This window comes from Ferruginibacter sp. SUN002, assembly GCF_050611725.1.
GTDB lineage: Bacteria > Bacteroidota > Bacteroidia > Chitinophagales > Chitinophagaceae > Ferruginibacter.
The window spans coordinates 2,359,583-2,377,737 of the sequence record NZ_JBODJB010000001.1; the positions used below are offsets into that span (position 1 = coordinate 2,359,583).

At 39.4% G+C, this 18,155-nt stretch carries 6 protein-coding genes; 3 read left to right on the plus strand and 3 right to left on the minus strand.

Annotated elements, in window-relative coordinates; translation table 11 throughout:
- Positions 1-7 precede the first annotated feature (7 nt).
- The 3 genes from ACQ33O_RS10385 to ACQ33O_RS10395 all read left to right on the plus strand — a co-directional run bounded on the left by ACQ33O_RS10385 (position 8) and on the right by ACQ33O_RS10395 (position 2,699).
- Complete coding sequence (locus tag ACQ33O_RS10385; RefSeq protein ID WP_430995513.1) at positions 8-1,033, plus strand: PfkB family carbohydrate kinase; 1,026 nt, start codon at positions 8-10, stop codon at positions 1,031-1,033.
- Positions 1,034-1,411: 378 nt separating this feature from the next.
- Entirely contained in the window at positions 1,412-1,957 is a 546-nt protein-coding gene (locus ACQ33O_RS10390) for a hypothetical protein (RefSeq protein ID WP_430995514.1), read from the plus strand.
- 295 nt (positions 1,958-2,252) lie between these two features.
- On the plus strand, positions 2,253-2,699 hold the full coding sequence (locus tag ACQ33O_RS10395; protein WP_430995515.1) for a YhcH/YjgK/YiaL family protein: 447 nt from the start codon (positions 2,253-2,255) through the stop codon (positions 2,697-2,699).
- A gap of 56 nt (positions 2,700-2,755) precedes the next feature.
- Here ACQ33O_RS10395 and ACQ33O_RS10400 read toward each other — a convergent pair whose 3' ends face one another.
- The 3 genes from ACQ33O_RS10400 to ACQ33O_RS10410 all read right to left on the minus strand — a co-directional run bounded on the left by ACQ33O_RS10400 (position 2,756) and on the right by ACQ33O_RS10410 (position 17,910).
- On the minus strand, positions 2,756-3,247 hold the full coding sequence (locus ACQ33O_RS10400; protein ID WP_430995516.1) for a hypothetical protein: 492 nt from the start codon (positions 3,245-3,247) through the stop codon (positions 2,756-2,758).
- 121 nt (positions 3,248-3,368) lie between these two features.
- Positions 3,369-12,575 carry a beta strand repeat-containing protein gene (locus ACQ33O_RS10405; RefSeq protein ID WP_430995517.1) on the minus strand — a complete coding sequence of 3,069 codons (9,207 nt, stop codon included), beginning with the start codon at positions 12,573-12,575 and terminating at the stop codon, positions 3,369-3,371.
- A 358-nt stretch (positions 12,576-12,933) separates the two neighbouring features.
- Complete coding sequence (locus tag ACQ33O_RS10410) at positions 12,934-17,910, minus strand: beta strand repeat-containing protein (protein ID WP_430995518.1); 4,977 nt, start codon at positions 17,908-17,910, stop codon at positions 12,934-12,936.
- Positions 17,911-18,155 lie beyond the last annotated feature (245 nt).

Sequence of the window (18,155 nt, forward strand, 5' to 3'; positions counted from 1 at the left end):
AACGATCATGCCAAAAAAAGTCGTAACACTTGGAGAGATCATGCTCCGCTTATCTACTCCTGATTTCAAAAGATTTGTACAAGCTGATACATTTGATATTACATACGGTGGTGGTGAAGCCAACGTTTCTGCTGCAATCTGTAACTACGGAGAGCAAGGTGTTTTTGTAAGTAAAGTACCAAACAATCCAATCGGACAGGCCGCTATCAATCATTTACGCCGTTATGGTGTAGATACACAATTCGTTGCCCGTGGTGGCGACAGACTTGGTATTTACTTCCTTGAAACAGGTGCTTCAATGAGAGCATCTCAGGTTGTTTATGACAGAGCACATGCTTCAATTGCTGAAGTTGATGCTAGCGAATTCGATTGGGATAAAATATTTGATGGTGCTGATTGGTTCCATACAACAGGTATCACGCCAGCTTTAAGTGATAGAGCTGCTGCTTTAACATTAGCTGCTTTAAAAGCTGCAAGAGCAAAAGGCATCACAACTTCTATCGATCTTAACTTCCGTAAAAAATTATGGACTAAAGAAAAAGCTCGTGAAGTAATGACTCAGCTTTGCGAATTTGTTGATGTATGTATCGGTAACGAAGAAGATGCTGATCTATGTCTTGGTTTCAAAGCTGCTAATACAGATGTAACCAAAGGTGAATTGAACCTTGATGGCTTCAAAGATGTATTCCAACAAATGAAAGCGAAATTTGGTTTCAAATTCATCGCATCTTCATTACGTGAAAGCCACAGTGCTTCTGATAACGGATGGAGTGCACTGGTATATGATGGTACAGAATTCTACCACACAAAAGAATACGCTGTGCGTATTGTTGACCGTGTAGGTAGTGGTGATAGCTTTGCAAGCGGTTTGATCTATGGTTTGGTTACAGGTATGAAAATGAGTGACGCTGCTGAATTCGGTGTTGCTGCTTCTGCTTTGAAACACACGATCCCTGGTGATTTGAACCATGCTACACTTGCTGAAGTGAAAGACCTTGTAAAAGGTGATGGTTCCGGCCGTGTTCAACGTTAATATTATTGAACGATAATGTTTCTTATATTGATCCGCCCTGTTAATTCAGGGCGGATTTTTTTACACCCGGTCTGACGGTCTCCGTCTGACCGTAAACTAATTAGTCTCCACGGAAAGTGAATGCATCCTATATTCAAAGACTGCTAATTCTGTTAATTCTGATTCAGACAATTTTGCAACAAACTTCAGTACTACTATTAAGCATCGTTGTGTCACTCACTTGTACGGCATACCGTTATTGAACTTTTATTGGAGTTTTTTATCTGACACTATGATTAAACATTTATGTTGAATATTATTCATAGTGGTTAAATCATTAAATTTGAGTAGATGAAATAAAATTGCCCGATCCTTATGCTGCAATTACAAAAATTCAAAATGAAAAAATTCATTGTATTAATAATTATACCTTTTCTTTTTTCTTGCTCAATTAACTCAAATGAGGATAAAAATAAGGAAGAAAATAAAATTGAAAAGCCTATCGTCGTTAAGAAGAGATTTTTGGCAAGACCCAATTATAAGATGGAATATCCAGACAATTGGACAATCGATTCAACAGACTCAGATTATGACATTGATACCTATTTCAGCTTAAATTCTCCATCAAATGGGGCGTTTGCTTCATTTATGTTCATTAACACTAAAGTAGATGAACAGGAACATTTAGATCTACATATAAAAGAACAATTAAAAGTAACAATGAAAAATGGCACAGTTTCATATTTTGAAAAATGGGGTGATTATATTGGCCATGGCGCAACGATCAGGGGGAAATTGCTTGGAATATTTAAAGGAGACCTAAAGATATTTGTTCATTCTAATGACACAAGTTCATTTTTAATTCTCTCTCAATTAAGTGATGAAGATAAATTAAAAGACGAAGAAGGATTAAAATTGATTGAATCTTCATTTCGAACGAAATAAAAACTTGCATCCAAATGACGAAAAAATTGAATTTTACAAAAGCCGTGGCGCAACCATTGATGATGTTGAAATAAATTGCGACCTTAAGCTATAGATTTACTCAGTTATTAATACAGACTAAACAATTCTTAATAATATTTAAGCCATTGTTAATAACCATTAAGCATTTCTTTATATCGTTTAAACAGTGCTAAGTAACCTTAAATATTTGACAAGCTTCCAAATCCTTTGATTTTCCCTTTCCACCCTATAACTTTGCCCTTCAAACTTTATAAACAACTTAAATTCCAAAACGATGATCGTTGATTCCATCCAAAACGCCGACAAATATTTTTCAATGCATCCAAAATTTGCAAAAGCATTTGAATACATCCGCAGCTTAGATTTTGATAATTTACCTGTAAGTAAATTTGAAGTAGAAGGTAGAGAGATACACGGATTTGTATCAGAAAAAGAAGGTGCTACCAGAGAAACCACCAAATTCGAATCTCATAAGAATTATATCGACATACAGGTTTGTCCTGCCGGCAGCGAAGAATATGGCTGGAAACCTTTACACGATTGTGTTCCATCTATTGATGGTTACTTAACCGAAAAAGATGCTTTCTACTATAAGGAAACTGCAGCGATCAACTTCACCATTAAGAAAGGAGAATTTGCTATTTTCTATCCTGAAGATGTACACTCTGCAGGTGTTGGCGAAGGCATTGTTAAAAAATTAGTATTGAAAGTAAAAATTTAATTCAATTGCCGGTAAGATGGGGATATGAAAATATCCCCCATCTTACCGGTAATTTTTTATTCCGATTTTATTGCTTCTACATCCTTTTCATTGATAAGAAAATAAATACTCCCTTCCCATTTTACATTAGCATCCCATTCAGTATTTTCAGAATAAGGCACTTCAAGTATTGAAGTTTTTTCAAACACATTGCCATTATACTTATGCTGGTAAACCGCAATTTGATACATCCTTAATTTATTCATTTTCGCATCTACTACAGCCTCATCACCTTCGCCATCATACATTGCTGAAGGCCAACCTGAAGAAGAACATTTGCTTTGAACATCTTCAAACTTGCTCAAACCGATCTGTTCTATAATTTCATCTCTTGTTTCGGTAAAATAATTGCTACCTAAAAGATAAATGGCTCTACTTCCCCAACTCTTCACTTTAACCAAAACTTTTTGTTTGTCGGTTGTATCAACCGATACAACTACTGACACATCGGCTTTAGCTATTTGTGTGGCAGATAAAAAAATGAACGACAGAATGATCAATTTTTTCATATAAAATATTTTCAGCAAAGTAATTCTTTTGCATAACGCTTCTTATACCGTTGATTGGGTATTTTTAAAACACAAAGCCCCGACGATTAAGTCGGGGCTTTAATTATTTCTATAAGAATGATCAATAGATCACTTTGATAGTTTCTTTTGTTCTATCAGGCTTCAGCAATTCTAAATGATAGATCCCTTTAGCAGTTACCTGTCCAACCACAAATGATGTATTGGTTCCGGATACTACCTTTTGTTTGGTAAACATCACTTGTCCTATACTGTTATACAAAGTAAACTTATAGGTCCCTTCAGGCATATTTGATAATTGCAATGTTATTATTCCGTCTTTAACCGGATTTTGCTGAAGTGCTACAGCAGGTTGTGCATTTGTCTTTTTAACGTTTACAATACTACTGTACTTCACAACATTTGTATTTGAAACGCTCAAAATACGATAATACGTAACCCCGGTTAGAACAGTTGCGTCTGCAAAGTTGTACTGTCCATTACCATTTGCAGCAAGTGTGGCAGCTTTCACAAAATTTACCCCATCAACAGAACGTTCAACAATGTACTGTTTGATATTGGTTTCGTTTTCTACTTTCCATTCCACGTTAGCAGTACCGTTACTCAACGACGCAGCAACAGTTGTAAACGTAACTGGTACTGTTCCTAATTCAGGCAATTTAAATACAATTTTAAACCTGTTGATATCAACACTTCCTGCATCATTATCAGTTTCAAAATTATGCATAGAAGTACCTTCTGTAGATATCACGTAGGTTTCTTTCAGATATTTATCTATTAAGTAGGCTGTAATTTCAGGTTTGAAATTTTTACCAATAAATTGTAGCTGATAAGTAAAATTATTATCAAGTCTGTTCATTTGCAGGAAGATAGTATCTTCTATAGCAATACTTTCTCTTCTTTCAATAGCTAGTATGCTATCATTTCTCAAAAGACTGATTTTCTCTCTTGTTTGGAATGTCAGCATTTTCTTAGAATCTTCACTACCTACTTCATTGCTATATTGATCTGCATAAAGCGTAGCAACACCATCTGCCAGTATCGGAGTACCTTGCCCGTCTATATATACAAGATTGGTATAGAAAGCCGACACATCTGAAGTTGATCCACTTCCGGTTGGTCTGCTGGCTAGCCCTACAGTTGTGCTGGTTGTTTTTTTGTCAGATTCATGAATGATAAAGCTAGAAGCACCATAAGTATTATCGATCATAAACGCCCCACCTGATTCTATTGTACCATCTGTAGTGTATGAACTGATACCCGTATTATACGGAGCTGTATTTACATAAGGTACATATGTAAACGTATTATTTCCATTGCTGGAGAAAGTAACAAAGCCTCCTACATTTTTACTACCCAATAATTTAGGATCCCATAAATAATATGTTCTGCCGGTACCACCTGCTGACCCCATAATAACTCCGCCATAATCTGCTCCGGCCAAACTAATAGACGAAGGATATGGATTACTTAATAATTGTTTATTGGCTACAATGGATGTGCTTACATCTCCAACATTTATTTTTCCTCTGATACGCAGGTTAGCTCCACCGGTTGTATTGATATAAGCACTTGATACTACTATACTTCTATCACCTCTCACAAATAACATATAAGCTTTGTAATCGGTGATTGCCGTACTACCGTTCAGTGCACTTGGTACCGACCACAATCCCGATCCCGGATTCATTTTATAGATAGACGGATTAGCCGTTGAACCTGCATCAAAACCGGTAGCATTATTCGTACTACCAATACCGTTAGTTATATGTGTCCCGTATGTCGGATTCGGGTTGGTTGAAGCTGTTATATCGGTTGTTGTAGTTGTCGGCACGGCTCCTTCCTGCCATGACGAAGCAATTGACGGAGCATTGGTTGCGCTGATCGGCACACCCATTAAACGCCACCTTCTACCGGAATACGGTGTTTGCATTGGCAAATACCTTTCAATATTAAAACGACCTGTACCATAAGTAATATTGCCGGAAGGGATAGGTGTACGACCGATATAAGCCGTAAAGCTATTATCGGAATGTAATACAATATCAAAATTACCCAAAGCCAATGCTGTACCATCACTTACCGTAGGGCTATTGCCAAGCGTTACCGCTCTGTAAACAGTATCGCTGCCGATCAATGTTTTTGTACCACCATTCTTAAATCCAACATTATAGAAAGCAAATGCCGGAATATTTTGTGCAGCACCTGAACCATTGAAATCAACCGTACTACCTGTAATAGTATAAGCCTGGGTAGGGAAATTAGGGGTAAATGTGGAAGCAATACCTACTGTTCCGGAACTTGGTAATATACGAGCTCCAGTTGAAGATGATGTCAGATTATAATAATTAACTGCACGTACAGTTTGTGCATTTGCTCCTGTTCCATTACCATTTAAGATCACCGTACCACCTGAAAGACTATACGTACCCGTTAGTTCCGGTTGTGTTACGGCATTTTTAGACACCTGTAAACTACCGCCTGTCATTGTTAGATCGCCTCCACCATCCAGTGTATTGGTCTGAGCATTTAACAACCCGTTGCTTATTGTCAATGTTCCTGAAGTAGGAATACTCATGTTTCTGCTCATAGTAACACCGCCACCAACGCCGGTTTTATTAACAGTTACATTGAACAGATCCATCGTTCCACTGCCCGAAATCGTTTGTGGAGATGTTTGTATACCTGTAAGCTTAAGTATACCTGTACTTCCTCCATTATTTGTTAATGTACCATTAATGGTCACATTGCCCTGCACATCATATCCTACCCCATAAGTAGAAGCCAGGTTACTCACATTCGTTAATGATGAACCGGATCTTACTATCAGATCTCCTGCAACTGAAATACCCGCTGCATTAGTATTATCATTGATAAGACCTGTTACGGTTCCCGATCCTGTACCACCTATATCCAGGTTACCCTTTACCGTTATAACAGTATTTCCTGTTAGCTTGGTACTGAACGTTGACGGAGTCCAAGCGCCTGAATTACTTTCGAATATTAAATTCGGATAAACTGCATTACTGCTGGTCAAACTAATTTGTGTACTGGCTCCAGTATACCTTAATATCCAATTGGCTGTAGAAGGCATTGCAGTAGCAATCGTTCCTTCATAATTGTTTTGAAAAACACTGCTGCTTGAACTATTTGTTTTCACAAACGAACCGGAAGCACCTATTGACCATGTTGCTCCTCCACTGAATGAGGTGTTGTTAGACGAATTGGTACTATCTATCAATGTACCTAAAACACTCATGTCTGCGCCTGCTGCACCATTATTAATTGTAAGTGTGGTGGTAGATGGTATTTTTAAAGTACCACCACTTTGTATCACCAACTGATCAACTGTGAATGTAGATGGGTTTAATACCATCGTCGTTCCGCTTTCTATCGAAATATAATCTGAATTGGTAACTGTTGGATAGGTACAAGCGGATCCATACGGCCCACCGACAGCTGTTGCCATTTGCCAATTACTTGCCGATGTCCAGTTACCACCTGCACCGGTGGTTCTGAAATATCGATCTGCATTCAGCGTAAACTGTGCTGCATTCGAATACTTCTCACAACTTGCATCTGTAGTATAGCAATAGAATTGATAATTATTGATATTGGTAAGATCGCCTGTGATAGAAAGTGATATGCCATCTGCCCCGGCAATAGTTGTACCGGCAAATGCACCGGAACCGGCTCCGTTACTAAGTGATGTCCAGCCTGTACCCGTTGTTCCGTTTTGATAATACCAGTTATACAACAAACCCGATGCAGGAGTTGTTGTAACCGACATCGTAACTGAACAAGCATTTACATCCGATGGTGAAGAGATCGTTATTGCTACAGCAGGAGTAAATGAACCGATATTAGTTGTATTCTGCGTTACCGGCTCCGAAGTAATGGTCCATTGTGCAGAATTATAAGTTGCAGTTGGCGACAATACACTTGTCAATCGCTTATAGTTATACCCAACATAATTCGGAGTAACAACCCTGTCAATAACAGTACCGTCTTTCAAAAGTCTGATTTCATCATTATCATTAAAACCATTAGAAGTACCTTGTGCTGTTGCCGTGGCAAGTCCTCCATTTGCACCAGCATAATAAACCTTAATTCCTCCGGGAGCAATTGTTCCTGAGATGTCAACAGATTGCACCGTACCCGATGGACTACCATCATTATACACTTGTATAGTATAGTTATTTGGTGTATTCAGATTAATTGTATTTGATGTACCATTATAAACTTCGATATAATGATTATTACCCGATACAGGATCCGAAATTTCAGTAATGATCAGATCAGTGTATGCACCTGCACCGCTACAGGTACCTGCCTGATTTAATGAAGTAAAGCTGCTTGAAGTTTTATAAGTACAGGAAGCATTATCCGTAATTGCTATAACACCTGTTCCTGCAGCTGAAGGCACTTCTACATTTAATTGTGTACTGCTAACGATTGTATATGTAGCAGTAACACCATTGATCGTTACAGCGGTAGTATTTGAAAATCCGGTACCAACAACATTTATTATAGTACCCGCCGGTCCGGTAGATGGATAAAAATTAGTAACTGAGGCCTGTGGTGTACAAGGTGCGACTATAGCTAAAGTGTAATCCTCAGTTTCTCCATAGGTAGCTGCGCCACAAGGATCGGTCTCATCAGCGTAAGTCAGTCTTACTCTCAACCTAGTATTACCCGTAGTAGCAGTAGATGGTATTGTTATGTTATATGCGCCTGATGCACCATTGTTATTTATCGATACCATTGTCTCCCCTGCGTCAGCAAAATCTCCATCAGCATTCCAGTCTGCCCAAACTCTTATATCGTTATTGGTCCAACTTGCCAAAGGATCTGTTGCTTTACCAACACTTACGCTCAATGAATATGTTTGCCCTTTAATTACACTTGTTGAGGTTGCAGAATAATCAGAATACCCTGTGGTACCAGATGTTATTCCACAAACATAATTAGCCGATGTATTATTGATGGTGTTAAATGTGACATTATAAATAAATTCGTCACAAGCCAATGTAATAGATGGTACGCAATAAGTTTGTACCGTTAAAGTTGCAGCACCAGATGTTTGAATAGCACAATTGTATGAGCTTACAATACACCTGTACTGGTTTGTACTCATTGACAGTATTGGATTGATCACACTCAATGTTGCCGTACCTGTACCGGAGAAATAACCTCCGTCACTGATATTTGTAAAAGCACCTGCTCCCACTTTTTCCTGCCATTGATAAGTAAGCGGTGAACCTGTTGCTGTCACAGTAAATGTAGCAGTTTGACTCACAGAAGTAAGTACATTTGAAGGCGATGTTGTTATGGAAGGCACTGCCGCAATACCAAGCTGAGCTGCACTTGTATAAATAGTGCATCCTCCGCTGATGATCTTACATCTGTAGTAATAAGATGAAACCGAAGAAATTCCGCTTATACTTAATGTACCCGTAGTTGCATTTGTATAAGTAACTCCTGAAGGAGTTGAATTGGCAACATTTGACCATAAGGAACCTACGGCGTTGGTTGCCGCCATTTCCCATTGATAGGTTGGCGAACCCGAAGATGTCGCTGCTGTAAATTGGATCGTTGTACTTACACAACCGGTTTGAGCAGTAGGTTGTGTTGTTACGGTAGGTTGTGTACAACCGGTTCCACAAGTAATATTGATATCATCTAAACGCCAAAGCGTTGTAGATGTTGAAACTTTTTGAAATTGAACCCATACATTCGGATAAGACGAATAACCACCAAAGTTTACTGTGTATTGAGCATATGTATTTCCCGGCACCTGAATATTAGGGCTTGTACCATTTTCATCGTAAATAGCTATGGTAGTAAATGGCCCTGTTTGCGATACAGTAGAAACATTCACATACATAACTTTATCAGAGCTGGTATTAGTTCTACCCAAATAGAAGGTCATGCTTTGTGGATAGGCTGAGGCAGGTAATGTTAATGTTCCGTTAGCAGGCTGAAAAATAGCGGCCGCAGGGCTTGTAACATAATCTGCAGCTGTAGTACTCCTGGCACAATTGGTTGCAAGCCATCCTGCAGGAGGAAATGTTGCACTAGTAAAACTTTCCAATAAACACTTTACTGTTAAAGTAGCAGGTGTAGATGGTGTTGTTACCTGCGTACAGCTGGTAAGACCAGTAAGTATACATTGATAAGTATATCCACTATAACTATTAGGCACACTAGTTAAGTTAAGCGTAGCACTGTTAGAACCGGAGTATACAGCATCATCTACAACATTATTGAACCCACTACCTGTATTTACCTGCCATTGATATCCACCCGAAGCAACATTTGATGCTGTTACAGAAAAAGATGTATTTGAACCGGCCGAGATCGTTACAGATGAAGGAGGAGTAGTAATAGATATTTTTGGATTAACTGTTATTCCAAGACTGGTTGTAGAACTATTACATCCACTCACCGTAGTATACACATTCAAATTTCCCGAAGTGGCCGTTGCGCCGTAATTTATTGTGATAGAATTCGTACTTCCATTGATACTACCTCCCGTTCCGGTATAGGCCCAGGTATAAGTACCTCCTGAATTGTTTACAATGTATGCTACACCACTAATACTTTGACAGGTTGTTGTGGTACTTGTAGAAAAAGATGGAGCAGACGGAATTGGGTTAACCGTTTCCGTTATAGTATTAGAGTTAACCGGATTAGCAGTTAAACATCCTGTACCACCTGTTACAGTCATTCTTGCATATATCTGATCATTATTATTTAATGTATTTGAAGTAAATGTGGCAGTCGGAGCTCCCTGTGATACACCATTCAAAAACCATTCGTAAGTATTTGGGCCAGTTACTGAACCACCACCGAGGTTAGTTGGTGTACCGGGTGTAAAAGTCACAGACGTGCCAAAACAAATAGCGCCGCTCGGCGAAGCAGTTATCGTTACTGCCGGCGTCAGCAATGGATTAACTGTAACTGCTATCGTTCTTGCTGATGCACTTGCTCCGCAACCATTATTGGCATACACTGTCAATGTACCGGATGTTGCATTGCTGGCAAAATCAACTGTTACTGAACGTGTAGTACCACTATTAATTGTTGCATTAGACCCACCAACATAACTCCATGAATAATCTGATGTGGCATCGGCCGCAAACGGCACTTCATAAGCTACACCCGATGTGCCTGCACATAGCGTACTTGTGCTTGTAGTAAACGCTCCCGGTTGTGCAGGAAGTGGATTTACGGTTACAGCATATGTCGCGGCCGTACTTGCTGCACAACCTCCTGTTGCTGCAGTAACTTCTACCTGTCCGCTTGTTGCTGAACTTGAAAAACTATACGTTATTGAATTGCCTGACCCTGATAATGTTGCTCCCGTACCTCCTGTATAACTCCATGCATAGGTTACACCTGCAACATTTGTTACACTGTAAGCAACAGTATTTTGTCCCTGACAAACAGTGGCTGTTCCAGTTAAACCTGTAGGTGTTGAAGCCGGAGCATTCACCGTAATGCTATTGGATGAGGTTGCACTTGCTGCTGTACATGAATTATCGGTATAGTTTACCGTTACTGTTTTACTGCCTGCAGTAGTATATCGAACTGTTACAGTATTATCGCTTGTGCCACCCCCTGATTGTATCGTAGCATCACCGGGAATAGTCCATACATAATTTGATTTACCCGATTGTGTGGTGTAAACAAGATCTGTACCGGTACAACTCGGACTACTTGGCTGTGCAGTAAATGTTGGTGCAACCAAAGTAACTGTAGTAGCTGTAGAAGATGTTGCTGACGCAGCCGGACAACCACCCTTTGTATAATTGATGGTAACCGTTTTACTGCCGGCATCTGTATATTTTAATGTTACAGTACTACTCCCCGTACCAATACCACCCGAAGTTATAGAATAAGTATTCGGTACATTCCAGATAAAATTACTTTCGCCTCCGGATGTAGCAATTGTATAAGTAAGATCTGTATTGGCACAGGCGGCTGCCCCGGGTTGTGCAGAAAATGCCACTGTTGGCCTTGCAGTAACAACAAGCGGATTGGTTAGATTTACTGTAAAATTTGTATTACAGGAACTGTTGGTAATTTTTGTTATCTGCAGCACTTTGCCATTATCGGTGGCATATACCAGGTTTCTTGTTGTAAAACTTGCATTACCCGAAGCATCTGCAGCTATACCGGTTACCTGAGTTGCAGCAACACCATCGATCGTGTAATCAATTGCGTTATTGGTACTATTGGCAACCAGGCCTGTTAAATTGATGGTTGCACCTGCGCCATCACAAACTGTAGCTGCTGCTTGAGATGCAGCTGTTAAAGTTGGGTTAGCACAAGCTGCAACAGGAACAATTTCACCTCCTGCAATTTGAGTAGCGTTACCGGGGTATGTGCCTCCTGAAAAAGTTATTTTAGCAAGTTGTGCGGCAGTTAAAGTACTTCCACAAAAAATTCTACCATTTGTTCCGGCAGCACCATAAGCAGTACCAGTCCAACCGGTTATAGTTAACGTTGCTGATGAAGATGTAAAACTGGCAGGAGCACTACTAAAAGTAAGCGAATGAGAAGATGCAGCTAAAGTAATTGAAGATGAACCGGCAGAAAGATCTAAAGCGCCTACTGTTTCATTGAAGCCACCCGTACTTAACGTACCACCAGCAAATGTAAGACCACCTGCATCAGCTAAAACCCCGGATGCACCAAATGCTAAAGTACCCGCTGAAATGGTAGTACCACCGTTATATGTATTAGCTCCGGACAATGTTAGAACACCGGCACCTGAACCACCTTTCGTTAAGCTTTTGCTGGAACCGCTAATTATTGAACTTATGGTAATACCCCCTGCACCATCAATACTTATTACATTGGTTGTGGTATTGGCCAATGCAATATTCATTGTTTTTCCGGAACCCGTTTCATTATTTTGTAAGGTCATTAGAAAACCACAATTGTTTCTAAGAATTACATTTGAAACACTATTGATCGTTGTGCCATTTAAAGTTAATGTACCAGCTGTGGTGGAAGAATTACCTATTGTGAGGGCCCTTGTTCTTGCTGAAGTAATTTCGATTGAACCTATGGAAAGCTGTAACGTATTCATATTAATCCCGGCAGTAGTAGCTGAACCTGTGTTTTGAAATTGTGCCACACTTGAAGTTGTCCATGCCCCGAATGCTGTACTGGGTGACCAGTTAGCTGCGGTGTACCATGCTGTTGCCGCCGCCCCATTAGCCCAAACTATTTGACCAACAAGATTTTTCGTACCAAAAAATAAAACAAAACAAAATATTAGAAAGTAGAATTTCTTCATAAAATATTATTCTTTCGTGTTTCTTTCACACAACAGGCTTTACGTTAAGGTAAGACGTACATAACAACGAAAAGGTTGTTTATACCAAAGGTTTTCGAAAAAATAAGGATTATGAAATAAAAAGACTGTACGAATTTACAGAAAAAACCGCATCTAAGCAAGTTTATTATTAACAAATCATTAAATTATGTGGATACAAAATGCTTTTTTTACACTAGGGAAAGAAATTTCTGCATTTTTTGCAAAAAATAAAACAAATTGATGATATGAATCCTGCTAAAAACGATTAAATATTCAACTTAATTAACATATCTATGTAATGGAGAACTAACGAAGAAGACTGTACGACGAAAGCTTACTATTTCACCATAATTTTTATAACCGACTTACTGCCGGCGGGTGAAGCTACAGTGAGCAAGTAAACACCGGCATTCAGTTTTTTTCCGGGACGTATAATATGTGCGCCATTGCTGCCAAGATGTTGCACAGTGGTTGAGTAAAGTGATTCGCCTTTTATGGTGGATAGTTCTATCAAATATGCTCCTGCCAGAGCCGTATTCAATTTCAATCCAATAACATTATTGGTAACAGGATTAGGGAACACATATAATTGCGGTGTATTTTTTAACACAGCAATTTTTATAGGATCGCTGTATGCCTTCACTCCTGCTTTACTGGTACTTAATATTCTGTAGTAATAATTTTTACCCGATGCCACATTCCCGTCGATGAAGCTATACGTTACCGGTAGTGTACTGTTGCCACTACTTAATTGCGTTGCTACTTGTTCGTAATGTACACTGTCGGTAGATCTTTCAACAGCATAGTCATACAAATTGTATTCACCGGCTACCGTCCAGGTTATTCCAATATCAGTATTTTGTAGATCAGCTTTCACCTCTGTAAATTTTACAGAAGGTTTAAATACCAGTTTAAATCTTTCTCTATTGTACGATGCCGGGTTGGTATTGAATGAAAAACCCACTCTGACTGTATCTTTTAAACTAACCGGCGTAATGGTATTCAGATAACCATCTTCAAGAAAAGCAGCCAGGTTATTACGATCCATACTATCTGCCTTAATTTCAAAAATATAATTCTTCAGTTGCACGGTAGCAAGATTGAAGAAAATGGTATCGGTACCATCTTTGGGAATAGTTTTTCTTCTTTCAATAGACAATAATTTACCGTCTCTTCTGGAGGAAAAACTTTCATTGAAGTTTGATAGTTTGAGTGCATCTCTCTCATTTACATCATTCGAGTATTCATCGCCGTAAGTAATTAAAATACCGTCGTTTGTTGATATCGTATTGTCGGCATTAACAGCCAACAGGTTTACCCTTGTTCTTGCCGGACGAAACATGGCATTGTTAACATGTGTTGTCTTGGCCGTTTCATCAATAACAATATCTCCTGTAAAATTCACTACAAAAGCAGCTCCTGACTCAATTACACCATTGGCAGAAATAGCACCTGTGTAGGCTGTAACCGGTATGGAGTCAGTAATAATCCTGTCATAACTGCTACCATTATACGAAAAAGTTACCCAGGCACCAACATTGTACGACCCTGTGAGTGCAGGATCCCACAAATAATATGTATCTCCGGTAAATCCACTTGCCAAAGCGATCTGGTGAAAATCGATAGCTGAAGCATACGGATTACCAATAACGGTATTACCCGATGCTGTGATGGTTTGAGGACCTGTTTTAAGGCGACCGCTCGATCGCAAGGTTGTATTGTCTGCAACCAAGTTAGTGCCCTGCGTAAGATCCAAAGCTCTTGACCCTCTTACAAATAACATGTATCCCTGCCTGTCGGTTACTTTAGTTGTATACAGGCTACTGCTTACATTCTGCCATGCTGAACCGGTGTAATATTTTAAAGAAGCATTGCCTGAAGTATTTGCATCATAACCGAATCCTGTAGCGCCTCCACTTATATGCGTTCCGTATCCCGGGTAAGGGTTGTAGGCTGATGCAATAGGCTCTGCTCCCATCGGTGATTTAGGTGTAGCCCCCTCCTGCCATGCTGCATTAATCGATTGCCCTGTAGCAGCCTCTGTCGGTGATGTGAGCAAACGCCATGCTCTATGAGCTGGAATATATCTTTCAATAATAAACTTACCGGTACCGGTATAACCAAAGCTACCGCCTACCTGCCCTACGCTTGCTGTAGCGCCAGATGTAGATTTCAATGTAATGTCAGCGTTATTCAAATTAACAGTGCCCGATGTTGGGGTAAGTGTACCTGTTAGTGAGAAAGATTGTGATATGGTTAAACCGGCAGCGTTGTTCACAATAAAGTTATTCATTGCCGATACGGAACCGCTTCCTGAAAACAGTTGTGCAGCCGACCCATTAAATCTGATCGTACCGTTGTTAGTAAGTGTACTATTATTTTGATAGACCCCTGTTACATTTAAAGTTCCTGTACTGTTTATCGTAACAGAACTTCCCACACCCGTAATAATATTTTTTGCATTAGCCGTTGCCGTTATGATAGGATAAGGCAGCGATCCTCCCAGCAACGGAACAACTACTTTCGATGAAGAATTTGGAACGGTTCCTGTACTCCAGTTTGTTCCGGTAGCCCAATCATCTGAGGTAGTACCGTTCCAGATAATATCGCCGCTATATGTAAGATCCACTTCATCGGCACCAATATCGGGTGCAGATGCGCCACCCCTTACAGAGCCTGTTGGGCCCTGACGGGTATCATTATCAAAATCGACCGTTGTACCACTTATAACAACACCTCTGCTTTCAATATTGCTTACATAACCTCCGGCAATCAATGTTGCGTTGGTAGTATCAATGTGCAAATTACCGGCGGAGGTACTTACAAATGGCACAAACTCTCCAGTATAACTTGAGCTTTCACCGCTAACTGCTGTTTGCCATGCAGCAAAAGTTTTATCTCCTGTTACTAATGTAGCCCCCCATAAACCTAGAGAACTTGCATACGAACAGTTGAGGATATTATTATCTGAAGTAAAACCTGTGGTTGTATTTGTTTTATTAGCAATAGCATAAAAACTTGGCGAGCCTGCTCCTTTGGAACGCTCCATCACCAGTATATTATTTTTTATGATTGCAGAACCGGCTCCACAATTATAATGTAGAGCTGCACCATAGCTATCACTTGCACCTGTACCACCGATATAAATACTATTGTAAATGTAATTTCGAGTGCCCGATATCAATCCTGTATCACGTACACCTTCCATTAAAACGGCATTTGTATTTGAGCTATTGGTAAGGCTGACCATATTGTTGGAAAAATTCCAACTCCCGCCATTGGTTACATATCCAGAAATCAGTCCGCTACTATTAACATTCGTATTTGTAAGATCGTAAATAATATTTTTTGAAACAGTTCCTCCCGAGCCGGAAATAGAGGATGGATATATCCCAATTCCTGCAACCTGCACTGCAGCACTTGAAGTATTATTTGCACGGATTGCGTAAACTGTATCTTGTTCTATTGTATGCGAAGCTCCACTGGATACAATTTTAATTCCGACCACTACACCATTGGTACCGGTATTTGTGGTTGCTGAACTTAGATTATTTATATTATTGTTTTTTACTGTAAAATTTATTGTGTTGGTAGCGCTTTGGGTCCAAATCCCTGTAACCTCTGCAGCTGCCCCTGTAGAGGTTTGCGTAATGTTGGTGATCTTATTACTATTAATTGTATTCTTTGTTGAAGTTGACGAAGAGAAAACACCTCTTATTGTTATATTAGATGGAGAAGAAATATTATTTATTGTATTATTATCTACAGCTAATGAATCCGGAGTACCCTGCACACTGATGCATCTGAGTGCAGTACTTGTTCCACTTGAACTCATCAAGACATTACTGATAGTATTCTTAGAAATGTTTAATACTCCGGCTGTAGGATTTGCTGCCCCGGCATTAATCATTGATGCTGTAATAGAATTTGCATTAATATAAAATTGAATACTGTTTGCAACAGATGTGCTACCAATTGTATTGTTAAGACAATCTACTGTGCCTTGGAAAATCGCCATTCCTCTCGGGCCAATTCCTGTTCCGACAGTTGTAAATGAAACATTCTGCACAACATTGCTGTCAACAATAGTTTTGGTTGTTGTTCCTGCCCATACTGCAATCCCGACAAAATTACCTGAACCATTATAGGTCATTGAACTACCACCTGCATTAGCTGATGTACCACCAACATAATTACCTCTAACAAGATTATTATTACCAATATTCGTTGCTGATACTAAACCTCCGGAAGCTAATAAGCCAGTTACGTTAATGGCAGTAGCTTGTACAGTATTAGTAAGAAGGCTTCTGCCTCCCGTTTGATAAAAACTATTATAAGCTATCACCCAATTAGTCGGGCATCTTAATAAGGCACCTGTTGAGGAAGCTGCATATTTATAATAGTTGTAAATATTATTATAACTGATTGTATCGCCACTGTTGTATTGTCCGGCTGTCTGGAAAGCATCTGCAAATACACCAACCAATGGAAAACTACCTGTAGTGCACTCTCTGATATCATTGTTCGTAACTGCGTTGTTATTGTTCCCAACTGTACCAACTGCAGTAGAAAAAAATACTGTACCACTGGTTACATTCTGGTTGGCACTTCTGAGTGTACAATATCTTACTGCATTTTTGGCTGCCCCGTTTTCAAAAATAACAGCGCAGGGCCTCCATCCTGCAGTAACAGTATTACCTGCTCCAAGCGCTATGACCGGGGTTATATCAACCTGAAATGTAGTTGCGCTCAAAATGGATTGAACTTTTGCATTAGGTCCAAAGTAACCACCGCCGGGGCCAATTCCAACATACATACCAACAGATAATCCTGTAGTACTCCCTACCGTAACAGTTGTTCCCGACGAAGTTGCTCCGGAAGCGGTATATAAGGTTGAATCTGTATTTTCTATTGTAAGATTTTTTGATGAGCCCAAACCTCCTGCCCTGCCATCAAAATAAACATATTGAGCACCATTGAATTTTATTGTTCCGTTAATGTTATTGGAAGTGATTAAAATATTTGTTGCATTTGATGCAGGCCTAAAAGTTACTGTATTTGTAGAATTCCCGCCGAAATTCGGAATAGTAATTGGGAATGTTTCCACAGTAGAAACATAAGTAGACTGAAATTCAAAAATATAAAAACCCGTAATACCACCACAAGAACTAAGGTCAGTTATTACGGCACCAATTGATGCATAGTTACCTGTTGGCCCTATAGTATAAGTAGTATTCGGTGCAGGACAAGCCCCCTTTACCACATTTCCCATAAGACATGAGCATAAAAATAATAACAGGTAAATTTTTTTCATCCTCAAGTGTAAAATATTAGAAGTGATTGAGGTCAGCACTATTTAGACGACCGGAAGACATGAATAGTTGCCTGCTCCAAACCCTTTGCAAGGTACTAAATTTCAGAAGAAATAGATTTAGGTTTAACAATACACAGCAGACTACTTTCCAACGAGTGTTTATAACTCAATTATTATTGTAACTATATAACTCTAGGCATATAATATTGTAGTACAGACATATAGCAAGAAGCATTCTTTCGTTA

Bases quoted from the DNA above. Each gene is read 5' to 3' on its own strand.
- ACQ33O_RS10385 (WP_430995513.1), top strand. From the start codon at position 8: ATGCCAAAAAAAGTCGTAACACTTGGAGAGATCATGCTCCGCTTATCT.
- ACQ33O_RS10390 (WP_430995514.1), top strand. From the start codon at position 1,412: ATGAAAAAATTCATTGTATTAATAATTATACCTTTTCTTTTTTCTTGC.
- ACQ33O_RS10395 (WP_430995515.1), top strand. From the start codon at position 2,253: ATGATCGTTGATTCCATCCAAAACGCCGACAAATATTTTTCAATGCAT.
- ACQ33O_RS10400 (WP_430995516.1), bottom strand. From the start codon at position 3,247: ATGAAAAAATTGATCATTCTGTCGTTCATTTTTTTATCTGCCACACAA.
- ACQ33O_RS10405 (WP_430995517.1), bottom strand. From the start codon at position 12,575: ATGAAGAAATTCTACTTTCTAATATTTTGTTTTGTTTTATTTTTTGGT.
- ACQ33O_RS10410 (WP_430995518.1), bottom strand. From the start codon at position 17,910: ATGAAAAAAATTTACCTGTTATTATTTTTATGCTCATGTCTTATGGGA.